A 21,742-nucleotide genomic window follows, 5' to 3' on the forward strand; every position below is an offset into this window, starting at 1 on the left:
GCCCCATGGACCACGAAACCCGTATCAAGCGCCTCCGCTTCCGCGCATGGCATCGCGGCACCAAGGAAGCCGATCTGATGATCGGCGGCTTTTTCGATGCGCATCACGAGACGTTGTCGGCGGAAGAACTCGACTGGTTCGAGGCGCTGCTGGAGGAACAGGATGTCGATATCATGGCCTGGGCGATCGGCACGCAAGCATGTCCCCCGCAATGGGACGGCCCGGTGATGCAGCGGATGCGCGCGCTGAATTTCGTGCCGATCGCCCGGTAACTTATTCCCGCACCGACGTTCAATTGCATGAGGTAGGATAACTTTGATCCGAGCCTAGCCCCTCCCCTTCAGGGGAGGGGTTGGGGTGGGGCCTCACCACGAGCGCCACGCTTGCGGAAGCGCCCCACCCCCGGCCCCTCCCCTGAAGGGAGGGGTGAATGAAGCTGACGACACCATGCCTTAACTCCCAGGTTTCGGAACCCCATGCCCGATATCAAGACGATCCTGACCGCCAAGAGCCCACTGACCCTGTCCGGCGTTCCGGCGGGGTTCCTGCCGGTGTTGCTCGCCGATCTCGCCCGCGCCGCGACGACGCGCGCGGTCTTCATCTGCGCCGACGAAGCCCAGATGCGCGAGTTGGCCTCGACCGCGATCTATTTCGCGCCGGAGTTGGAGGTGGTGCAGATCCCCGCCTGGGACTGCCTCCCCTATGACCGCGCATCGCCGACCCTGCGCGTCATGGCGGAGCGGATCGCCGGGCTGCACCGGCTTCAGGTCAAGCCCAAGACGCCGCAGCTGGTCCTGACCACCGCCAACGCCGCGACCCAGCGCGTGCTGACGCCGTTCCGCATCCGCCAGCTGGTCGCGCGTCTCGCGCCCGGCGAGCGGATCGGGCTGGAGAAGCTGTCGGTATTGCTCCAGGCGAACGGCTATGTCCGCACCGAGACGGTGCACGACCAAGGCGAATTCGCGGTGCGCGGCGGCTTGGTCGACCTGTTCCCCAGCGGCGAGGAACAGGCGCTGCGCCTCGACTTTTTCGGCGACGAGATCGAGAGCGTCCGCACCTTCGACCCCGGCGACCAGCGGACCACGGGCCGGATCGAGGGCTTCACCCTGCTCCCCGCATCCGAAGCGCTGCTCGACGAGGAATCGATCAAGCGGTTCCGAACCCGCTACCGCGAGACCTTCGGCGCAACCGCGACCGGCGATCCGCTTTATCAGGCGGTGTCCGAAGGGCGGCGCATGGCGGGCATGGAGCATTGGCTGCCTTTGTTCGAGGACAAGCTGGCAACGCTGTTCGACCATCTCGGCGACGGCGCGGTGGTGGTGCGCGACAGCGGCGTTGCTGCGGCGGCAAGCGGCCGGTTCGACGCGATCGCGGATTATTACGAAAACCGCAAACGCGCCGAGGCCGCGCAGCCGGGCAGCTTCCGCCCCCTGCCCGCCAAATCGCTCTATCTGGCGCCCAAGGAATGGGAAGCCGGCGTGGACGCCGCGACCGCGCATCTGGTCTCGCCCTTCCACGAACCGCAAAGCGCCACCGTCCTCGATTTCGAGGTGGACGGCGCGCGCGACTTCGCGCCCGAGAGGGCGGCCCATGCCAATATCTATGAAGCGGTGGTCGACCATGTCGAGGCGCTTCGCAAGGATGGTCGCAAGCCCGTCCTCGCCAGCTATTCCATCGGCGCGCGCGAGCGGCTGGGCAGCCTGCTGAAGGATCACGGACTGAAGGGCGCCAAGGCGGCCGAAACCTGGCAAGACGCGCTGGGCATCGCCGATACGTCGAAGAGCTTCGGCGTGGCACTGGTCGTCCTGCCGCTCGACCATGGTTTTACCGCGCCGGGCATCGCGGTGCTGACCGAGCAGGATATGCTCGGCGACCGGCTGATCCGGCGGCAGAAGCGGCGCAAATCGGCCGACGCCTTCCTCGCCGAACTGGCGACGCTCTCGCCCGGCGATCTGGTCGTGCACTCGGATCACGGCATCGGCCGTTATGAGGGGCTGACCTCGATCCCCGTGGGCAAGAGCCCACATGATTGCGTCGCGCTATCCTATGCGGGCGGCGACAAGCTCTACGTACCGGTCGAGAACCTCGAAGTCCTGACCCGCTACGGCTCGGGCGAGGACGGCGCGACACTCGACCGTCTGGGCGGCGAGGCGTGGCAGCGGCGCAAGTCGAAGATGAAGGAGCGCATCCGCGAGATTGCGGGTGAGCTGATCGCGGTGGCCGCCGAACGCGCGCTACGCCCCGGCGAGGTGGCCGAGCCCGACAGCGCGGGCTATCCGGCGTTCGTCGACCGTTTCCCCTATGAGGAAACCGACGATCAGGACCGCGCGATCGGCGATGTGCTGGGCGACCTGACCGCCGGCAAGCCGATGGACCGGCTGATCGTCGGCGATGTCGGCTTCGGCAAGACCGAGGTGGCGTTGCGCGCCGCCTTCGTCGCGGCCATGGCGGGGATGCAGGTAGCGGTCGTGTGCCCCACCACCCTGCTTGCCCGTCAGCATTACAATAATTTCGTCCAGCGGTTCGAGGGGTTCCCGATCAAGATCGGCCGCCTCTCCCGCCTCGTCACCGCCGCCGAGGCCAAGCGCACCAAGGACGGCGCAGCGAGCGGGGATATCGACATCGTCGTCGGCACCCATGCGCTGCTGGCCAAGAATGTCGAGTTCAAGCGGCTCGGCCTCGTCATCGTCGATGAGGAACAGCGGTTCGGCGTGACCCATAAGGAACGGCTGAAGGCGCTGAAGGCGGATGTCCATATGCTGACGCTGACCGCCACGCCGATCCCGCGCACGCTGCAAATGGCGATGTCGGGCCTGCGCGAACTGTCGGTCATCCAGACGCCGCCGGTCGATCGGCTGGCGGTGCGCACCTATGTCATGCCCTGGGACCCGGTGGTGCTGCGCGAGGCGCTGCTGCGCGAACATTATCGCGGCGGGCAGAGCTTCCTGGTGACGCCGCGCGTCGCCGACCTGCCCGATATCGAGGAGTTCCTGCGTAAGGAGGTTCCCGAGATCCGCTACGTCGTCGCGCATGGCCAGATGTCACCGACGGAAGTCGAGGAGCGCATGTCCGCCTTTTACGACCGCAAGTTCGAGGTGCTGGTGTCGACCACCATCATCGAAAGCGGCATCGACATTCCGTCGGCCAACACGATGATCGTCAACCGCGCCGACCGCTTTGGCCTGGCCCAGCTCTACCAGCTGCGCGGGCGCGTCGGCCGGTCGAAGACGCGCGCCTATGCCTATATGGTCACCCCCCCTGAGCGGATGATGACCGAGGCGGCGGAAAAGCGGCTGAAGGTGCTGTCCGACCTGGATTCGCTGGGCGCGGGCTTCCAGCTGGCCAGTCATGACCTCGACATTCGCGGCGCAGGCAATCTGCTCGGCGACGAACAGTCGGGGCATATCAAGGAGGTCGGCTACGAACTCTATCAGTCGATGCTGGAAGAGGCGATCCTGGAGGCCAAGGCAGGCGGCGCGTTCGAGAAGAAGCGCGACTTCTCGCCCCAGATCACCGTCGACGCGCCCATCCTGATCCCCGACGATTATGTCCCCGACCTGGACCTGCGCATGGGGCTCTATCGCCGCCTCAACGATCTGGAAAAGCACAGGGAAGTGGAGGAATTCGCGGCCGAGATGATCGACCGTTTCGGACCTTTGCCGGAGGCGACCGACAATCTCATCCAGGTCATCAAGATCAAGCTGAACGCCAAGACGGCCTGCGTCGCGAAGATGGATGTCGGGCCGCGCGGGGTGCTGGTGGCGTTCCACGACAATCGGCCGCCCAATGTCGATGGCTTGTTTGCCTATGTCGAGCGGCTGGGCGAACTGGCCAAGCTGCGCCCCGACGGCAAGCTGGTCCTCAACCGGGCCTGGCCGGATGCCAAGGCGCGGCTGCACGGCGCGCTGCAATTGTCCAAGGGGCTGGCGAAGGCGGCGGGGTAACGCCCCGCTCCTTTTCAGCTACTGTGGTCAGCGACGATCTTCCAGCCATCGGCGCGGCGCTCGAAGACCAAGCTGGTCATCCCGCTCTCGGTCTTCGCACCGCCCGATAGGTTCCAGCGCGCGATCAGGATGCGGCGGTCGCCGATCCGCTTCAGATCGAGAAAGTCGAAGCGGAGCTGGCCACGGCTGTTCGCGCCGCCTGCAAAGCTCTTGCGGTAATTATCGGCAATGGCGGGTTTTCCCCGGATCAGTCCGTTGCCCGTGACGAATATCGCATCGGCGGCATAGATCGCCATGAAGCGGTCGAGATCGCCCGCACTCCACCCGGCCGCACTTGCCAGCATCGCGGCGCGTATCGCGGCCTCGGCCGGGTCGGCGGCGGGTACAGCGGCATGAATTGCCACGGGCGACAACACACAAGCTGCCGCGATCGTCAGGCCGCGCATTCCAATTCCCCCTCGACCATCGCCCGCAGCGCATTTTCATCAAGCGGCGCGGCGCACAGAAAACCCTGATAGGTCTCGCATCCCAGCCGCCCGAGCAATTCGGCCTGCTCCTGCGTTTCCACGCCCTCCGCGACGATGCCCATGCCCAGCTGCGTGGCGATCCGGATGATGCCGCGGACGACCACCCGGTCGCGCCGCGAACCGTCCACTTCCGTCACGAGCGCCCGGTCGATCTTCAGATAATCGATCGGCAGGCTGGTGAGATAGGCGAGGCTGGAATAGCCCGTCCCGAAATCGTCGATCGCAACCCGGACGCCTTCGGCCCGCAAAGTGTCCAGCACTTGAGCGGCACGGTCCAGTTCGCGGATCAGGCCCGTTTCGGTGATCTCGACCGTCAGACGCTCGATGGGAAAGCCGCTGGCGGCAACGCGGTCAAGGAAGATGCGGACGAAACCCGCCCGCCCGATATCGGCCGCCGTGACGTTGATCGACAGCCGCAGATGCGACAGCTTCGCCGGCCAGCGCGCCGCGCGCTGCAGCGCGACCTGCTGGATATGATCGGATAGCGCCAGTCCCAGATCGGCCCGCTCGGCGGCGGCGAATAGCGGGTCGGCCCCGAGCGGCCCCAGTGACGGATGCCGCCAGCGTGCCAGCGCCTCCACTCCCGTGATCCGCCCCGTGCCGATGGCGACCTGCGGCTGGAAGACGATATCGATCTCGCCGCGTTCGATCGCATGGTGAAGATCGGCAGCCAGCACATCCAATGGCACGACATCGCCCGGATGAGCGAAGCGCAGCATCGCGCCATCGCTCGCCTGTGCCCGGGCCAGCGCCTCGCCCGCGCGCGCCAACAGGCTGGCCGGGTCTTCATGCGGCTTCGCCTCGGACAGGCCCAGACGGACACCCAACCGGATCGGTACGGCACCCGCCTGAAACGGCTGGGCGAGCAACGTCTCCAGAGTCTCGGCGATCGACCGAGCACGGCGGCCATCGGCGACCCCCGCCATCACGAACTCCGCCCCGCCCGAACGCGCGACGATCGCTTGGTCGCCAAACGCCTCTGCCGCAACCGCCTGCATCCGCGCCTCGACCCCGCGCAGCAGCATGTTGCCCGCGGGCCGTCCATGCGCCGCATTGATCAGGTCCAGTCGCGACAGCGACACGACAATCGCGGCGCAGGGTTGGCCGCGGTCGAGAATATCCGCGATCCAGCGATGAATTTCCCCGACTTCCCCGTCCGCATGGGTCCGCCGTCGCCGCGCGTCGAGCGTTCGCCGGGCGTGACGCTCGGCCAGTTTCAACTCGGCATGAACCATCGCGTCGCTCGCGTCCGACGCCAGGATATGCGTAACCCCCGCCGCCAGGAACGCATGGAGCGTATCCGCGTCCGAATCGGGCACAGCAACCATCATCGCCGCACCTGTGGCCGCGATCACCGCGCCCAGCGCCTGCGCCGCGCGAAGCCCCTCATCGCCCGCGCCACGCGCGTCGATCAGCGCGACCCGCGCCTCGCTGGCCAGAAACGCACCGACCAGGATGTCGCCGGCCGGGGGTTCGCCGTCGCGGGGCGCCATCGACCATATCGCCCAGCCGCCCCGGATGATCGCTTCATCCAGCATGGCAGGATGGTGGAACGAAAGCGCAAAGATCGCCGTTCCCCTGCGGTGGGCGTTAAAACCGAATTCATCCTGCGTCATGAGCGCACCCTATCCACCACCACGGGGATCACCAACGGCAATCGATCTTGTTCCCGTCCCGCCTTGGGGCTACCGTCATGACGATGGGACGTGCCGATATCTCGTCCGATAGAGCGGATACCGTTTATAAGACGGATCGGCGCCCGGGCGACGGGTCGCTGATCGATCGTCATGGGCGGACAATCCGCTATCTGCGTATTTCCGTGACCGACCGGTGCGACTTGCGCTGCCGCTATTGCATGGCGGAGCAGATGACCTTCCTGCCCCGCGCCAAGCTGTTGAGCCTGGACGAGATCGCGATCATCGCCGAACGCTTCATTGCGCGCGGCGTAACCCGCATTCGTCTGTCGGGGGGTGAGCCCTTGGTTCGCCGCGACGTGGTCGACCTGGTCAAGCGATTGGGCGGGCATGTCGGGTATGGCCTGGACGAGCTGACCATGACGACCAACGGCACGCGGTTGGCCGATCATGCGGATGCGTTGGTTGCTGCGGGCGTACGACGGATCAATGTGAGCCTGGACAGCCGCGATCCTGAACGGTTCCGTTACATCACGCGGCACGGCGACGTCGGGCAGGTGATCCATGGCATCCTCTCCGCGCGCGACGCGGGGCTGTCGGTCAAGATCAATATGGTCGCGCTCAAGGGGCTGAACGAAGACGAGATCGGTTCGATGCTTTCCTGGTGCGTTTCGGAAGGATTGGATCTTTCGCTGATCGAGACGATGCCGCTGGGTGCGATCGATGAGGATCGGGTCGACCGTTTCCTGCCGCTGACTGCCGTGTTCGACACGCTGGCGGCGGCGTTTCCGCTCGTCCGCGCCGGGCATCGCACGGGCGGCCCCGCACGTTACTGGCAGGTGGAGGGCAGCGGGACCCGGCTTGGCCTCATTTCTCCCCTGACCGCGAATTTTTGCGATGGTTGCAACCGCGTAAGGCTGACGACCGAGGGCAAGCTGTATATGTGTCTGGGCCATGAGGATCAGGTGGATTTGAAGGCCGCGCTGCGGAACGGGGGCATCGACGCGCTGGATGCGGCGATCGATACGGGGCTGGCCATCAAGCCCGCCCGGCATGATTTCCGTATCGAGGCGGGATCGGCTCCGGCGGTGTCGCGTCATATGAGCGTGACCGGCGGATGACCCATCCCGTCCGGCGGGCGCTGGTCGCCTCGCCCACCGCGCCCGCCCAGACGGCGGCCGCCGATTTGCGGCAGAGCGCCGACTGGGTCGATTTCGATGAGGCCGATTACGTCATCGCACTGGGCGGCGACGGCTTCATGCTCCAGACGCTGCACCGGATGCTGGAACGGCGAGGCGGACCCGCGCCGGTGTTCGGCATGAACCTGGGCACGGTCGGCTTTCTGATGAACGAATGGCGCAGCTATGGGCTGGAGGACCGGCTGGCGCGCGCCAAGCCGTTCCGGGTCACCCCGCTCAAGATGACAGCGACCGGGATCGACGGGCGGGTTCACACGCTGCCCGCGATCAACGAAGTCTCGCTGTTGCGCGAAACGCGTCAGACCGCGAAGTTGGAGGTCCTGGTCAACGAGCGTATCGTCCTGCCCGAGCTGGCGTGCGACGGAATCCTCGCCGCCACTCCGGCGGGATCGACCGCCTATAATTTCTCGGCGCAGGGGCCGATCCTGCCGCTCGGCTCGGCGCTGATCGCCCTGACCCCGATCAGCCCGTTCCGCCCGCGGCGCTGGCGCGGCGCGATCCTGCCCGACAAGGCGCGGATTTCGATCCGTGTGCTCGACCCGGGCAAACGTCCCGTTTCGGCCGTGGCGGACCAGCGCGAGGTGCGCGACGTCGCGCAGGTCGATATCTGCATGGACCGTTCGCGCGAGTTGACGCTGATGTTCGACCCCGAACATGCGCTGGACGACCGGATCACCATGGAGCAGTTCGTCGCCTGACCGGCGATGGGGGCAGTTCCTCACCTGAACGGCGATGGGGAGCAATTTGCCGCCTCATCGCCAATTATCCACAGATTTGGCGGACGGACTTACGCAAAACCGTCAAAAAAGGGGTTGCGGCATTTTTCGAGCCCTATATAGGACCCCTCCACAGCGCCGGAACATTCCCTGATAGCTCAGCGGTAGAGCTCTCGACTGTTAATCGAGCGGCCGTAGGTTCGAATCCTACTCAGGGAGCCACCGGCGCTGTTTTCCCCCAGACAGCGCCAGCCATGACGGATCAACCGTCGATCACATGCGGCACGAACCGCGCAGTGTTCGAGGTAATCAACCCGTCCTCGCGGATCCCCATCCCCACGGCCGCGCCGTCGACCACCCAGCTTCCCAGCACTGGAAAACATCCGGGTGCCATTTCCGGCAGACGGTAGAGCGACTGGTAGATATAGCCTTCGTCGCCATAGTCCCCCGCTGTTTCCGCGACGATGCTCCCGGCCTTGCGGATCGAGACATTCGCGCCCTCGCGCGACAGCATCGGTTTGGCAACCGCGTCCCCGCTCGGCACCGAGAAACTGGCGGGCAGCAGGTTCGGGTGGCCGGGAAACAGGTCCCATAGCACCGGCAATATCGCCTTGTTCGACCAGATCATCTTCCAGATCGGCTCGATCCAGGTCAGGTCGCCGCGCTCTAGATTGTCGAGCAGATGGGTGGCGAACTCCTCATGGACCAGCCACTCCCAGGGATAGAGCTTGAACAGAGCCTCGATCCGCAGGTCCGCCTCGTCGACGAAGCAGTGCGTTTCGTGGTTCCAGCCGATCCGCTCCATCAGAATCGGCACGGTGGTGATGCCCGCCGCCTCGGCCGTGTCGCGCAAATAGGCGGCGGTCACGGCATCCTCGCCCGCCAGGTCCTCGACATGCGCGACATGGAGCGTGGCGGGCAGAGCGGGCGCGATCTCGGTCCAGCGAGCGACCAGCGCCTCGTGCAGGGCGTTGAACTGGTCGAGCGCGGGAAAGCATTCCTCCTTCCACGCCCATTGCACCACCGCCGCCTCCAGCAGCGAGGTCGGCGTGTCGCAGTTGAATTCGAACAGCTTGGGCGCGTCCGCGCCGTCATAGCCCAGATCGAAACGCCCAAAATTCAGCGCGGGCGGTTCGGCCTCCCAGGCTTCGCGGATCGGGTCGTGAAAGGCAGGCGGAATGGCGAAGCGTCGCAGCAGCGCCGGATCGCTGACCACCGCCTCTCCTGCTGCCAGGAACAGCCGGTACAGCTCGGTCGTCGCGCGCTCGACCGTGGCGACTTGCGCACGGGTGAAGCGATAGCAGGCGCTTTCATCCCAGTAGGGCCGCTCGCGCCCCTCGTGCCAGATCAGACCCAGCGCCTCGACCTTCGCCTGCCAGTCGGGTCGCGGGCTCAGGGTCTGGCGAATCATGCGTGGACGCTGCCGAAACGACGTGCCGATGCGCCGAAGCCCCCTCGGCTGACCGCCGCGGCGCGGGTCATCGCGCTGCCGGGCGGTGCGAAGGAATAGCGCGTGCCGGTCGCGGCGCGGAAGCTGCCGCCCGCCGCGCGTTCGCCAAAATAGGGGATCGCCCGGCCGCGCCCCAGAAAATACCAGAAGGCCCCGCCACTGCCCACGCGATGCTGCCGACAGCGATCATCGGGAAGTCGCACGCCTTTCGCATCGGTACAGATCGCCGTGTCGCGATCGGCTGTCCAGTTGTCGTCGGCCTTTGCGCGATTGCAACCGCTGGCCAGCAAGGCCGCCGCCATCGCGGTCGTCCACTTCAAATCAAATGCCATCCCGTGCCTCCCATGCGCATCATGGGGCACGAGCAGCATCCTTGGCCAGAAAAATGAAGGGGGGGTCGGCGAACCCCGTCCGCCGACGCCCTCATTCTTCCGATCTTAGCGGCAGCGGACCTTGCCGCGATCGATCGAACGGCCCAGCAGCGCGCCGCCGCCTGCCCCCAGCAGCGTACCCAACGTACCGCCGCCGATCACATTGCCCAGCACGCCGCCGCCAACCGCGCCGATCACCAGGCCGGTGGTGCCGTCATTGCGCTTGCAATAGGTGCGCCCATCGCGACCCCGGAAAATCTGGTCATCGCGGGTCAGGCGACGCTCACGATAATTGCCACGGCGATAGTCGCGTGAGGCATCCCAGTCGTTGCGATCGCCATGCCAGCGATAATCGCGATCCTGCGCGACGGCCGGCGTCGCGGCGATGGGGGCGGCGACGGTAACGACGGCCAGAGCGGTGAGCAGGGCTTTCATGGCAGATCTCCTTTTCCTCAAGCGGGCACAACGCATATCGATCTGACCCGTTCAATTCGGTCGCGACTGGCATCGTTTCGACGCGTCGGGCATTGAGAGGTGATGCGCCAAGCCACCACGACAATGACCTTCGACACAAATGGTCAAGGCCTGACGGAGATCACCCGGCCCATCGCCGCCTGGGCAGGGGAACAGGGGATGGAGGCGGGATTGCTGACGCTGTTCTGCCGTCATACCTCTGCCTCGCTCCTTATTCAGGAAAACGCGGCACCCGAGGTGAAGACCGACATCCTCGATTATTTCGCACGCATCGCCCCCGAGGATGCCCGCGCCTATGCCCATGACGATGAGGGGCCGGACGACATGCCGGCCCATCTACGCGCGATCCTGACCGGCGTGAACCTGTCGATTCCGTTGATCGGGGGGCGGCTGGCGCTCGGGACCTGGCAGGGAATCTATCTGTTCGAACATCGCCGGGCCGCGCATCGGCGGCAAATTGCAATCCATATTGCGGGTGCGTGACGCACTATTCATCGCGGGAGCCAAACCGTTCATCGACCGTTTTGCTGCCATACGCTACAGGACTGGTGTCGCCCGGCACGGCCGGACGGCAGGAAAGGAAAAAAGTCCATGCAATTCGGTCGTAAGATCGCGCTCGCGCTGGTCGGCGCCAGCACCTTGATGGTCGCGGGATGCGCGACCGAAACCACCTATCGGCCCGCCACCGGATCAGGCTTTTACCGCACCGGCTATTCCGACCAGCAGCTTGAACCCGGTCGGTTCATCGTCAGCTTCGCCGGCAATACCGTAACCTCGCGGGATACGGTGGAACGCTATCTGCTGTACCGGGCGGCCGAACTGACGCTGGCCAATGGCTATGACTATTTCGTGATGGCCGACCGTGACACGCAGCTACGCTCGCGCACCTATTCGACGCCGGGCGCCTTCGGGCCGGGCTTCGGGGGCTGGGGCGGTGGCTGGTGGGGTCCGTCGTGGCGCTATTATGGCCGCGGCTTTGGCTGGCGCAGCTGGGATCCGTTCTGGGGCGATCCCTTCTTCGGCAACAACATGGATATCAACACCATCGACCGCTATGAGGCGACCGCCGAGGTCGTGATGCGCAAGGGTCCGATCCCGCGCGACAATCTCCGCGCGTTCGACGCCCGCGCGATCGTCTCGACGATCGGGCCGACGGTGGTGATGCCGAAGTAATTCGATCCGGAGACTCGATCATGGGGCGGTCACCTGACGGGGTGGCCGCCCTTTTTCTTGGGGCTCAGGGCCGACCGCCGCGCACCCGGCGGGCCTCGACCATGCCACGCAGCGCCTGGGTACGGGCCTGCAGCTCATGCTCCTCGGACAGCGACAATCCGTTCTGCCCGAAGCGCTCGCCCAATTCGCCGATCGCGGCATCTTCCCGCCGGAAGGATCGGGCCTCGGCGCGCGTTATGTCGCCGGTGCGCTGCGCCTCGCGAATGGAGCGGCGGATGTCGCGGCGATCGGCGGCAATATTCGGTTGGTTGGGCATGGCGAGGATGTCGGCTGGCGGCCCGGCACTGACGAACTGCGCGGGCGCGGCAGCGGGCAGCGCGGCTAGGATGACGGCCGAAATCGCATAGCGTTTCACGATGGGTCCTCCCTGTCGCCGGAGGATCGCGCCGCATCGCTGAACGGAGCCTGTCTGTTCCTCCCCTGCAAGGGGAGGAATGAAAAGGGCGGCGAGCCGAAACCCACCGCCCTTCTATTCTACCGGTCGAAAAATGATCAGGCCGTCACGGCCCCATGGCAATGCTTGTACTTCAGCCCCGAGCCGCAGGGGCACGGCGCGTTGCGATTGACGCGGCCTTCCCACTGAGCCGGATCGGTGCCGAGGTCCGCCCCCTCGGGCTGGGGGATCTGCATCGGCGGCATCTGCGGCTGGAGCAGCCCGCGCGCGGCGGCGTCCCAGTCGTTGCTGTTGTCCTCGCCGGTGAACGGATCGAAGTGCGAGGTGATGAAGTCCGGCAGCTCGGGCAGTTCGGGCGGCGCCTGAAGCTGGAACTGGGCATAGGCGATGGTGCGCGTCACATCCTCGCGGATATTGTCGAGCATCCGCTGGAACAGCGAAAACGCCTCATGCTTATATTCGTTGATCGGCGTCTTCTGCGCATAGGCGCGCAGGTGGACGACCTGGCGCAGCGCGTCGAGCGTTGCCAGATGCTCCTTCCAGTGATGGTCGAGATTTTGGAGCAGGATCGACTTTTCGACGCTGGTCCAGGTGTCGGGCTCCAGTTCCTTGGCCTTGGCCTCGACCATCGCGTCCGCCTCGGCAGTGACGCGCTCCAGCACGATTTCGGGATCGATCGCCTCTTCGGTCAGCCAGTCGTCGATCGGCGGCTCGAGGTTCAGCTGGTCCTTCAGCTGCTGCTTCATGCCCGCCACGTCCCACTGCTCAGGGTAGCTGTTGGGCGGGCAGGCGGTGCCGACGATCGCGTTGACCGTCTCGGCGCGCATGTCGGCGACGACATCGCCCACCGTCTCGGCATCCATGATGTCGGCGCGCTGTTCGTAGATGACCTTGCGCTGGTCGTTCATCACGTCATCATATTCGACGACCTGCTTGCGAATGTCGTAGTTGCGTGCCTCGACCTTCTTCTGCGCGGTCTCGATCGCCTTGGACAGCCACTTGCTGCCGATCGCCTCGCCATCCTCGATATTGCTGCGCATCATCTTGGCGAACAGCGTGTCCGGCCCGAAGATGCGGAGCAGATCGTCGTCGAGGCTGAGGTAGAAGCGCGACAGGCCCGGATCGCCCTGACGCCCCGAACGACCACGCAGCTGGTTGTCGATGCGGCGGCTTTCGTGACGCTCGGTGCCGAGCACGAACAGGCCGCCCGCTTCCAGCACCTTCTGTTTTTCCGCGATGATCTCGGCGCGGATGCGGGTCGCCGCTTCCTCATATTCGGGGGTGCCCTCGACCAGTTCGGGATGCTCGTCGAGCATACGGAATTCGAGGTTGCCGCCCAGTTGAATGTCGGTGCCGCGGCCCGCCATGTTGGTCGCGATGGTAACGGCGCCCAGACGGCCCGCCTGCGCGACGATATGCGCCTCCATCTCGTGATAGCGCGCGTTCAGCACCTTATGCGGCACGCTTTCCTGGGTCAGGAACTCGCTGAGCAGTTCGGACTTCTCGATCGACACGGTGCCGACCAGCACCGGCTGACCCTTGGCGGCATGATCGCGGATCTTCTTGGCGATCGCCAGGAACTTGTCCTGGGTGTTCTTGTAGAACTCGTCCTCCTCATCGACGCGCGCGATGGGCAGGTTGGTCGGGATGGTTACGACGTTGATCTTGTAGATGTCGTAGAATTCGCCTGCTTCCGTGGCGGCGGTGCCGGTCATGCCCGAAATCTTCGGGTACATGCGGAAATAATTCTGGAAGGTGATCGAGGCCATGGTCTGGTTCTCGGGCTCGATATTGACGCCCTCCTTCGCCTCGACCGCCTGATGCAGGCCCTCCGACCAGCGTCGCCCGTCCATCATGCGGCCGGTGAACTCGTCGATGATGATGACCTTGCCGTCCTTCACGATGTAATCGGTGTCGCGCTTGAACATCATGTTCGCGCGCAGCGCCTGGTTCAGGTGATGGACGACCTGGGTGTTCTCGAAGTCGTAGAGGTTTTCGCCCTGGAGTAGCCCGGCGGCCTCCAGCAGGCGCTCGGCGCGCTCGGTGCCGTCCTCGGTCAGGATGATCGACTTCTGCTTCTCGTCCTTCTCGTAATCATCGGCGGTCAGCTGCTTCACGATCGCATCGACGCCGATATACAGCTCCGACTTGTCGTCGGTCGGGCCGGAGATGATCAGCGGCGTGCGCGCCTCGTCGATCAGGATCGAGTCGACCTCGTCGACGATCGCATAGTTGAAGGGGCGCTGCACCATCGATGAGCGCTCATACTTCATATTGTCGCGTAGATAGTCGAAACCGAACTCGTTGTTCGTGCCGTAAGTGATGTCAGCGTCATAGGCCGCCCGGCGCTGCGCATCGTCCAGATTGGGGATGATGACGCCGGTGGTCAGGCCCAGGAAATTGTAGATGCGGCCCATGGTCGCGGCGTCGCGGCTGGCCAGATAGTCGTTGACCGTGACGACATGCACGCCCTTGCCGGGCAGCGCGTTCAAGTACGTGGCGAGCGTGGCGACCAACGTCTTGCCTTCGCCCGTACGCATCTCGGCGATCTCGCCGCGATGGAGCACGATGCCGCCGATCATCTGCACGTCATAGTGGCGTTGGCCCAGCACGCGCTTGGCGGCTTCGCGCACCGTGGCGAACGCCTCGGGCAGCAGGCTGTCGAGCGTCGCGCCCTGATCCAGCTGCTCGCGAAACTTGACCGTCTGCGCGGCCAGTTGTGCGTCCGTCATCGCCTCCATCTCGGGCTCGAAGGCAGCGATCTTGGCGACGGTCGGCTTGAGCGACTTGACGTAACGGTCGTTGGACGAACCGAACAGGGACTTGGCGAGGCCGCCGAACATAAGCGATTTCCTGACTGAATATCGTGAGATAGGCGCAGCGCCGAAGGTCCGGGCGCGCGCGACTGCAAATGGCAAGGAATAGGTCGGCCTAGGCCGACGCCGGGGCTATTCGCGCCGACGGCCCATGAAGATTGCCGCGATCGGCCGGGGCGTCGCAGCTCGGAAGACCGCGAACGTGCGAGCCGTTTCAATAAGCGCAGCCAGCGCCTGTACGGGCCGCGTCGCAGCGCGCGCCACGGCCGCCTGCTTGGCGGCCGCCGCGATGCTGCACTCTGCCACGACTCCCCGCGCCTCCTGGGCACGCGCGCTCGCCCCCACGCCGGTCAGCGCGGACAAAAGGGCAGAAAGGAGCAGAAGCAGGTTCATGCGAGGCTTGTCTTAGGCAGATACGCGCGGCGCGTCCATCCGTTGCATGGATCTCTGCTCATTCGCCCGGTTTCGATTCCGGCGGCAACTGCCAGCGAACGTTGATAGGGCGATATATGCCACTCACGGCCCGACCCTGGCGATCGCGGGCAGGGTCGAAGCGGACCCGGCGCACGACCGTGCGGCACGTCGCTTCGTCGAGAACCGCATGGCCGCTGGATCGCACCACCTCGCACCCCGTCGGTGTGCCGTTTGGATCGACCTGCACCGCCACGCTCGAACGCCCCTCCCATCCCTCGCGCTGGGCCTCGGCTGGATAGGAATCCGGCCCGAAATAGACGGCCGGATTGCCGGAGAGGCGAGGTGGAACGGCGGCGACCGGAAGATCACGCGCCAAGGTCCTCGGAACGTGCCGATAATGCCAGTCATAAGCGCGCGCGATCAGCAGCGACACCAGAATGAGGAGCAGCACGAGGAGCAGGCCGACCATGGCCAGCACCCCGTTCCGCAGCCCCCGTTCGTCACCCCGCATTGCCCCCGCCCCCGGTACAGCCCATGTCTATCAAAGCGGCCCTTCCGGAGTGGGTCAAGACGATGGAAGCGCTTGCTCCGGTTACACGCTCGGTTATGTAGCTTGCCCTTATGAGCACCGCCACCTCGCCCCTCGCCAAGCCCTTTCCGACCCTGCCAGCCATCGACGGCGTGACGCTTCGCGTCGCCCGGGCGCGGTACAAGAATTGGGATCGCTGCGACCTGACCTTCGTAACGCTGCCCGAGGGGACCAGCGTGGCGAGTGTGCTGACCACCAGCAAATGCCCTAGCCCGGAGGTCGAATGGTGCCGCCAGGCGCTGGTGCTGGGCCACGCCCGCGCGCTGGTCGTCAATGCGGGCAACTCCAACGCCTTTACCGGGCATCGGGGCCGCGCCGCCGTCGAGGCGATCGCCGCGCGCACCGCCGCCGCGATGGACTGCCAGCCTTCGGACGTGTTCGTCGCCTCCACCGGCGTGATCGGCGTGCCGCTACCCATCGACAAGGCCGAGGCCGGGCTGGACGCGGCCTTCACCGCCGAGCCCTGTGGCTGGGAAGAGGCCGCCGCAACGATCATGACCACCGACACCTTCGCCAAGGGCGCGACGACGACCGCAGTGGTCGATCGCCGCACGGTGACGCTGGCCGGGATCATCAAGGGTTCGGGCATGATCGCGCCGGACATGGCGACAATGCTGGGCTTCATCTTCACCGATGCCGCCGTCGCGCCGGAGTTCCTGCAACGCGCGCTCTCCGCCGCCAATGGCCGCAGCTTCTCGTGCATCACGGTCGATGGCGACACCTCGACCAGCGACACGGTGCTGGCCTTTGCTACCGGCAAGGCGGGCAATGCGCCGCTGACCGATGACGACAGCGACGGGGCCGACGCCTTCCGCGCGGCGCTGGCCGATCTGTGCCATCAACTCGCGCTGCTGGTCGTGCGCGACGGCGAGGGCGCGACCAAGCTGATCGAAATTCGCGTCGAGGGCGCAGAGAGCGACCGCTCGGCGCACCGCATCGCCATGTCGATCGCCAACTCGCCGCTGGTGAAGACCGCGATCGCGGGCGAGGACGCCAATTGGGGCCGCGTCGTCATGGCGGTCGGCAAGGCGGGTGAACCGGCCGAGCGCGACAAGCTGTCGATCCGCTTCGGCGAGACGCTGGTGGCCAAGGACGGTCTGGCGGTCGAGGGCTATGACGAAGCCCCCGTCGCCGCGCATCTGAAGGGGCAGGAGATCGCGGTCGGCGTTGATCTGGGCCTGGGCGAAGGCGTCGCGACGGTTTGGACCTGCGACCTGACGCACGGCTATATCTCGATCAACGCCGATTATCGGAGCTGAGGCGGATGCTGACCATCTGGGGCCGGATCAACTCGCACAACGTCAAGAAGGTCGTCTGGCTGGCAGAGGAAATGGGGCTGACCTATGACCGCCGCGATGTCGGCGGCGCATTCGGGATGGACGAGGCGTACCGCGCGCTCAACCCCAATGCGCTGATCCCGACGATCGAGGATGACGGCTTCGTGCTGTGGGAGTCGAACAGCATTTTGCGCTATCTGGCGGCCAACCATGGTGGCGAGGCATTCTATCCGACCGATCCAAAAGCGCGGGCGTCGGCGGAACGGTGGATGGACTGGGGCTTTACCTGGGCCGATGCGATCCGGCCGATCTTCTTCCAGATGGTGCGCACCGAAGCCGATAAGCGCGATTTGGCGTTGATCGAACGGAGCGTTGCGCGGGCGGCGGGACTATCGGCGATTCTGGACGATGTGCTGAGGCAGCAGGAATGGCTGTCGGGCGAGGCGTTCGGGGTCGGCGATATTCCGGTCGCGGCCTATGCGAATAGCTGGTTCCAACTGCCGGTCGAGCGGCCGTCGCGGCCGAATTTGGAGCGCTGGTATGCGGCGTTGCAGGAGCGTGCGCCGTTTCGCGACGTGGTAATGATCCCGCTGAGCTGAGCCCAAACAAAAGCCCCTCCCGCTTGCGGGAGGGGCGTGCCGTTGGGAAAGCGCAGGACATAAAAAAGCCCCTCCCGCAGGCGGGAGGGGTTTGGGGAGGGCACGGGGCCTCGCAGAGACCTTCCTGCCCCTGTCTTACAGTGCGCCTTCGAGCCAGGCCTTGATCCGGCCCTTGGGCTCTGCGCCGACCTTGGTCGCGGCGGCAGCGCCGCCCTTGAACAGGATCATCGTCGGAATGCCACGCACGCCGTAACGGCCGGGCGCATCGGGATTGTCGTCGATGTTCAGCTTAGCGATCGTCACCTGCTCGCCCAGTTCCTCGGACAGTTCCTCCAGCGACGGGCCGATCATCTTGCACGGTCCGCACCATTCGGCCCAGAAATCGACCAGCACCGGCTTGTCGGAGTTCAGGACGTCCGCTTCAAAGCTGGCGTCGGTGATCTGCTTGGTTGCCATGTTCCATTCACTCCTTGAATTGCCGTTGATTTAAGACGCCGAGCACCGCCGCTCAACCACCGAGGGCCAAGCTTTGCTCCCCGCCCCGATAGCCGGGCTTGTGGACGGCCAGCACCGCCTCGGGCACGGTGATGAGGCGCGGGCCGGCCGTGTAGAGCAACGCGACCGATACGGGGCGTCCCGGAAAGATCACCTCCAGTGCGGCGGCATAGCCGGCCATCTGCGCCAGATGGAACACGGGCACATCCCCGATCCCGCCTGGCGCGCGCCGCCCGGTCTTATAGTCGATCAGCCGTATCCCCTCGGCACCGATCAGCAGTCGATCGACCCGCCCGGATACGACGAGCCCATTGGCCAGCGTTGCTGCGATCGGCGCCTCTGCCAGCGATCCGGGACCGAATAGCGGGGCATAGGCCGGATCATCGAGGATCGCGAAAACGGCATCGGTCACGTCCGCACGCAAGGCCGCGTCCTCGACCCCCGCCGCCTGGGTCAGCCAGCGCTCCGCGGCCCCCCGTCGCTGTTCGGGGGCGACCGGCGGCACACGTTCGAGCAGGCAATGGATCAGCCGCCCGCGCTCGGCGGCGGCGCGCATTGCAGGCGTCGGTGGCGGATCGGCGACCATGTCTTCGCCCAGTTGCGAGGGGGCGAGCGGACGCGGTGGTCGCGACTCCTGCGGCGCGGGCGCATGGATCCATTCGGGTAGCTTCGTCTCCTTGCGCACCTCTGACACCAAGACGACATCCGCGCGCGGGGCGATCGGCGGCAGTGGCTTCTTGCCCAGGAACAGGCGGGATTGGCCGTCGCCCGGCTCTACCTCCGGCACACCCAGCGCAGTCATCGCGCGGGCGCAGGTGGCGTACCAGCTGTGCAGCGGCGGCACCCCGGCCGCCCGCTTGCCGAGCGCCCCCGCCACCACCAACTGCTCCTCGGCCCGAGTCGCCGCGACGTAGAAGAGCCGCCAATGCTCGGCGAGTTCGCGCGCGGCGATCTCGGCCGCTACCGCATCGAGCGGCCCGCCCCGCTCCTCGGCGCGCGGGGGGAAGACCGGGATCGGCAGCGCGCCGGGCTCGGGCATCCAGCGCAGGATCGAGCGGGGCGAAGCGGTCGGATCGGCGGTGGCGTCGGCAAGGATGACCAGCGGGGCCTGCAACCCCTTGGACCCGTGCGCGGTCATCACCCGTACCGCGTCGAGCGGCGCGGAGGGGTCGCGCACGATCTCGACATCGCCGCGATCGAACCAGTCGAGGAAGCGCTGGAGCGAGGGCGTCGTCGTGCTTTCGAAGGTCAGCGCGGCGTTGAGCAACTCCTCGATCGGATCGCGCGCCTCGGTTCCAAGCCGACGGATCAGCTTGCGCCGCCCATCGAGCGGCCCCGACAGCAATTCCTCCAGAAACTGGTACGGCGTAGACACGTCGGCCCGAGACAGCATCTGGCGAAGCGGCGCCAGATCCTCGGCGGGCAAGGTGCGCGTCAGATGCGCCCAGAGCGATCCGCGCTCGCGGTGGCCCGCCGCCATCAACCGATCCTGCGACCAGCCGATCAACGGCGATACCAGCAACGAGGCCAGCGACAGGTCATCCTCGGGCTGGAGCGCGAACCGCACCGTCGCCAGCAAATCCTGTACCGCCAGCGGCGCGTTCAGCCGCAGCCGGTCGACACCCGCGACCGGCACCCCTTCGGCATAGAGTCGCGCGACGATCAGCGAGGCGAGATCGCCGCGTCGCTTGACCAGGATCATGATATCCTGCGGTTCAAGGCGGCGGCCCTTGCTTTCCAGCATGACGCCGTCATCCAGCCAGCGGCGGACGGCGCGCGCGATGTCGGTGGCCACCTTGCGCACCGCATCATCGATCCAGCCTTCCTCGTCCTCGTCGCTGCCGCCCGCCACGACCGGCGGCCAGAGCGTGACGCGGCCGGGGCCTTTCACCTCGCTGGCGTGACGTTCGACCTCGTGGCCCATGCCCATTCCGGGCTCGCCCAGCGCCGCGATCGCGGCGTCGACAAACTCCAGGATCGGGGTGGTCGAGCGGAAGCTGTGGGTCAGCGACAATTGATTGAAGGGGAGGCCGCGCTCCTCGGGTGGCCACTCGTCATCCCCCGCCACCTCCCCGGCGCGGCGCGAAAAATGCAGCTCGGCCGCCCGGAAGTTGATCGGGTCGGTGCCCTGGAATCCGAAGATCGCCTGTTTGTGGTCGCCGACAGTGAACAGCGTCCGCGTCGAGGGCGCATAGAGCCCGCGTCCGACGAAGAATTCGTCGGCCAGGGCTCGCACGATCCGCCATTGATGCGCGTTGGTATCCTGCGCCTCGTCGATCAGGACATGCTCGGTCACCTGGTCCAGCTTATAGCGGACCCATTCGCCGATCCCCGGCCGTTCGAGCAGCTCGACCGTGGTGCGGATCAGATCGTCGAAATCGACCGCACCGATGGCGCGCTTGGACAGGGTATAGGCGCGCGCGTAGTCACGCCCCACGGTCAGCGCGTCGGCGAGCAGATCGGCATGACGTGCCCGCGCCGCGAGGCCCAGCAGATGACGGCACGCCTCGCCCAGTTCGCGGGCCATCTCCTCATAATCGGGGTCGGCATCGGTCAGCTTCTTGGACGCCTTGCGGGGCTCACCCTTGGCGGTGAAGACCGTGCCCATCAGCTCATCGAGCAAGGCCACCCGGCCTGCGCGATCGCTGCCGATCCAGCGCTCCAAGGTCGCCGCTGCCTTGTCGCCGGTAGCGGTGCCCCAGGCGCGGTTCGCGCCCGCCAGCCGGACGACCGCATCCTCGTCGATCTCCTCGACACCTTCGGCAATCGCCTCGTCGATATTGCCGGCGGGCAGGTCGAGCGCGCGGCGGAGCCACGGCTGGATGCCGGTCGGCAATGCTTCCAGTGATCCGGGCGCGCGAGCGCAGGCGGCCAGGAAGGCCTCCGCCCCACCCTCGCCCAGCCGCAGCGACAGCGCACCGACCGTCTCGATCGGACCAACGCGGCCTTCGCGCTCGGCGGTTTCCAGCATCCGGGCCAGCGCCTCGCGCGCCAGTACCGCCTCCTCGCGCGCCTCCAGCGGTCGGAAACCGGGGGCCAGACCCGCCTCGACCGGGAAGGCGGCAAGCAGGCCCTGACAAAAGCCGTGAATGGTCTGGATGCGAAGCCCCCCGCCCGGCGCGTCGAGCACGCGCGCGAACAATGTCCGCGCCCGTTCGCGCAACTCCGGGGTCGCAGTCTCGCCCAGCGCCTTGAGATCGGCGAACAGCTCGGTTTCGGGCATCCGCACCCAGGCGGCGAGGCGACCGTTGATCCGCTGTGCCATTTCCGCCGCGCCGGCCTTGGTGAAGGTCAGGCAAAGGATCGCTTCGGGCGCCACGCCGCGCAGCAGCAGGCGAAACACGCGCGCGGCGAGCACCTGCGTCTTGCCGGTGCCCGCCGAGGCGGACAGCCAGACATGCGCGGCGGGATCGCTCGCGGCGGCCTGATCGCCCTTAAGCGGGGGGAGGTTGGCCATGGGGCGGGCGCTCATGCGACTTGCTCCTGGCGACCGGCCGTTCGGAAAACGCCCCTTACCCCGCTCAGCCTGAGCGAAGTCGAAGGCCACGCCCCGCCATCGCCCAGAAAGATAGTCATCCCGTGCGCTTCAACTTCGCCCAGCGCGAACAAA

General features: G+C 66.2%; 19 protein-coding genes and 1 tRNA gene. 9 read left to right on the top strand and 11 right to left on the bottom strand.

Features of this window, described 5'->3' with window-relative positions:
• Positions 1-5: 5 nt before the first annotated feature.
• Both GGR45_RS09135 and mfd read left to right on the top strand, forming a co-directional pair.
• Positions 6-272 carry an FAD assembly factor SdhE gene (locus GGR45_RS09135; protein WP_175311351.1) on the top strand — a complete coding sequence of 89 codons (267 nt, stop codon included), beginning with the start codon at positions 6-8 and terminating at the stop codon, positions 270-272.
• A 204-nt stretch (positions 273-476) separates the two neighbouring features.
• Complete coding sequence (gene mfd, locus GGR45_RS09140) at positions 477-3,944, top strand: transcription-repair coupling factor (protein ID WP_175311352.1); 3,468 nt, start codon at positions 477-479, stop codon at positions 3,942-3,944.
• A 14-nt stretch (positions 3,945-3,958) separates the two neighbouring features.
• On the opposite strand, the gene GGR45_RS09145 is transcribed toward mfd, so the two are convergent.
• Complete coding sequence (locus tag GGR45_RS09145) at positions 3,959-4,390, bottom strand: YybH family protein (RefSeq protein ID WP_175311353.1); 432 nt, start codon at positions 4,388-4,390, stop codon at positions 3,959-3,961.
• Entirely contained in the window at positions 4,378-6,087 is a 1,710-nt protein-coding gene (locus GGR45_RS09150) for a putative bifunctional diguanylate cyclase/phosphodiesterase (protein ID WP_175311354.1), read from the bottom strand. Before GGR45_RS09150 ends, GGR45_RS09145 begins: the two co-directional genes overlap by 13 nt.
• Before the next feature lie 83 nt (positions 6,088-6,170).
• Between GGR45_RS09150 and moaA the strand changes: the two genes are divergently transcribed.
• The 3 genes from moaA to GGR45_RS09165 all read left to right on the top strand — a co-directional run bounded on the left by moaA (position 6,171) and on the right by GGR45_RS09165 (position 8,242).
• On the top strand, positions 6,171-7,226 hold the full coding sequence (moaA, locus tag GGR45_RS09155) for a GTP 3',8-cyclase MoaA (RefSeq protein WP_415640729.1): 1,056 nt from the start codon (positions 6,171-6,173) through the stop codon (positions 7,224-7,226).
• Positions 7,223-8,002, top strand: a complete 780-nt coding sequence (locus tag GGR45_RS09160; protein ID WP_175311355.1) for an NAD kinase — start codon at positions 7,223-7,225, stop codon at positions 8,000-8,002. The genes moaA and GGR45_RS09160 overlap by 4 nt, the downstream gene beginning before the upstream one ends.
• A 165-nt stretch (positions 8,003-8,167) precedes the next feature.
• Positions 8,168-8,242 (top strand) — tRNA-Asn (locus GGR45_RS09165).
• Positions 8,243-8,282: 40 nt separating this feature from the next.
• On the opposite strand, the gene GGR45_RS09170 is transcribed toward GGR45_RS09165, so the two are convergent.
• From GGR45_RS09170 to GGR45_RS09180, 3 genes are all read right to left on the bottom strand, one after another.
• On the bottom strand, positions 8,283-9,431 hold the full coding sequence (locus tag GGR45_RS09170) for a glutathionylspermidine synthase family protein (protein ID WP_175311356.1): 1,149 nt from the start codon (positions 9,429-9,431) through the stop codon (positions 8,283-8,285).
• Positions 9,428-9,802 (bottom strand): DUF1190 domain-containing protein, encoded by a 375-nt coding sequence (locus GGR45_RS09175; protein WP_175311357.1) that lies wholly within the window; start codon positions 9,800-9,802, stop codon positions 9,428-9,430. Before GGR45_RS09175 ends, GGR45_RS09170 begins: the two co-directional genes overlap by 4 nt.
• Before the next feature lie 105 nt (positions 9,803-9,907).
• Complete coding sequence (locus GGR45_RS09180; protein ID WP_175311358.1) at positions 9,908-10,276, bottom strand: glycine zipper 2TM domain-containing protein; 369 nt, start codon at positions 10,274-10,276, stop codon at positions 9,908-9,910.
• Between the two features lie 102 nt (positions 10,277-10,378).
• Here GGR45_RS09180 and GGR45_RS09185 point away from each other — a divergent pair, with 102 nt between their 5' ends.
• Complete coding sequence (locus GGR45_RS09185; RefSeq protein WP_175311359.1) at positions 10,379-10,798, top strand: secondary thiamine-phosphate synthase enzyme YjbQ; 420 nt, start codon at positions 10,379-10,381, stop codon at positions 10,796-10,798.
• 108 nt (positions 10,799-10,906) lie between these two features.
• Positions 10,907-11,488 (top strand): CC0125/CC1285 family lipoprotein, encoded by a 582-nt coding sequence (locus tag GGR45_RS09190; RefSeq protein WP_175311360.1) that lies wholly within the window; start codon positions 10,907-10,909, stop codon positions 11,486-11,488.
• 64 nt (positions 11,489-11,552) lie between these two features.
• Here the strand turns inward: GGR45_RS09190 and GGR45_RS09195 are convergent, their stop codons facing one another.
• From GGR45_RS09195 to GGR45_RS09210, 4 genes are all read right to left on the bottom strand, one after another.
• Positions 11,553-11,903, bottom strand: a complete 351-nt coding sequence (locus GGR45_RS09195) for a hypothetical protein (RefSeq protein WP_175311361.1) — start codon at positions 11,901-11,903, stop codon at positions 11,553-11,555.
• Positions 11,904-12,040: 137 nt separating this feature from the next.
• On the bottom strand, positions 12,041-14,785 hold the full coding sequence (gene secA / locus GGR45_RS09200) for a preprotein translocase subunit SecA (RefSeq protein ID WP_175311362.1): 2,745 nt from the start codon (positions 14,783-14,785) through the stop codon (positions 12,041-12,043).
• 105 nt (positions 14,786-14,890) lie between these two features.
• Positions 14,891-15,151 carry a hypothetical protein gene (locus tag GGR45_RS09205; RefSeq protein WP_175311363.1) on the bottom strand — a complete coding sequence of 87 codons (261 nt, stop codon included), beginning with the start codon at positions 15,149-15,151 and terminating at the stop codon, positions 14,891-14,893.
• Positions 15,152-15,209: 58 nt separating this feature from the next.
• Complete coding sequence (locus GGR45_RS09210; protein ID WP_175311364.1) at positions 15,210-15,683, bottom strand: energy transducer TonB; 474 nt, start codon at positions 15,681-15,683, stop codon at positions 15,210-15,212.
• Between the two features lie 110 nt (positions 15,684-15,793).
• Here GGR45_RS09210 and argJ point away from each other — a divergent pair, with 110 nt between their 5' ends.
• Together argJ and GGR45_RS09220 are read left to right on the top strand one after the other, a co-directional pair.
• Positions 15,794-17,020, top strand: coding sequence for a bifunctional glutamate N-acetyltransferase/amino-acid acetyltransferase ArgJ (argJ, locus tag GGR45_RS09215; RefSeq protein WP_175311365.1), 1,227 nt, complete (start codon positions 15,794-15,796; stop codon positions 17,018-17,020).
• Positions 17,021-17,025: 5 nt separating this feature from the next.
• Positions 17,026-17,637, top strand: coding sequence for a glutathione S-transferase family protein (locus GGR45_RS09220; RefSeq protein ID WP_175311366.1), 612 nt, complete (start codon positions 17,026-17,028; stop codon positions 17,635-17,637).
• 135 nt (positions 17,638-17,772) lie between these two features.
• On the opposite strand, the gene trxA is transcribed toward GGR45_RS09220, so the two are convergent.
• Together trxA and addA are read right to left on the bottom strand one after the other, a co-directional pair.
• Complete coding sequence (gene trxA / locus GGR45_RS09225) at positions 17,773-18,093, bottom strand: thioredoxin (RefSeq protein WP_007404159.1); 321 nt, start codon at positions 18,091-18,093, stop codon at positions 17,773-17,775.
• Positions 18,094-18,145: 52 nt separating this feature from the next.
• On the bottom strand, positions 18,146-21,604 hold the full coding sequence (gene addA, locus GGR45_RS09230) for a double-strand break repair helicase AddA (RefSeq protein WP_175311367.1): 3,459 nt from the start codon (positions 21,602-21,604) through the stop codon (positions 18,146-18,148).
• Between the last annotated feature and the right edge of the window lie 138 nt (positions 21,605-21,742).

It is taken from the genome of Sphingomonas zeae, from assembly GCF_014197135.1.
Classification (GTDB): Bacteria; Pseudomonadota; Alphaproteobacteria; order Sphingomonadales; family Sphingomonadaceae; genus Sphingomonas; species Sphingomonas zeae.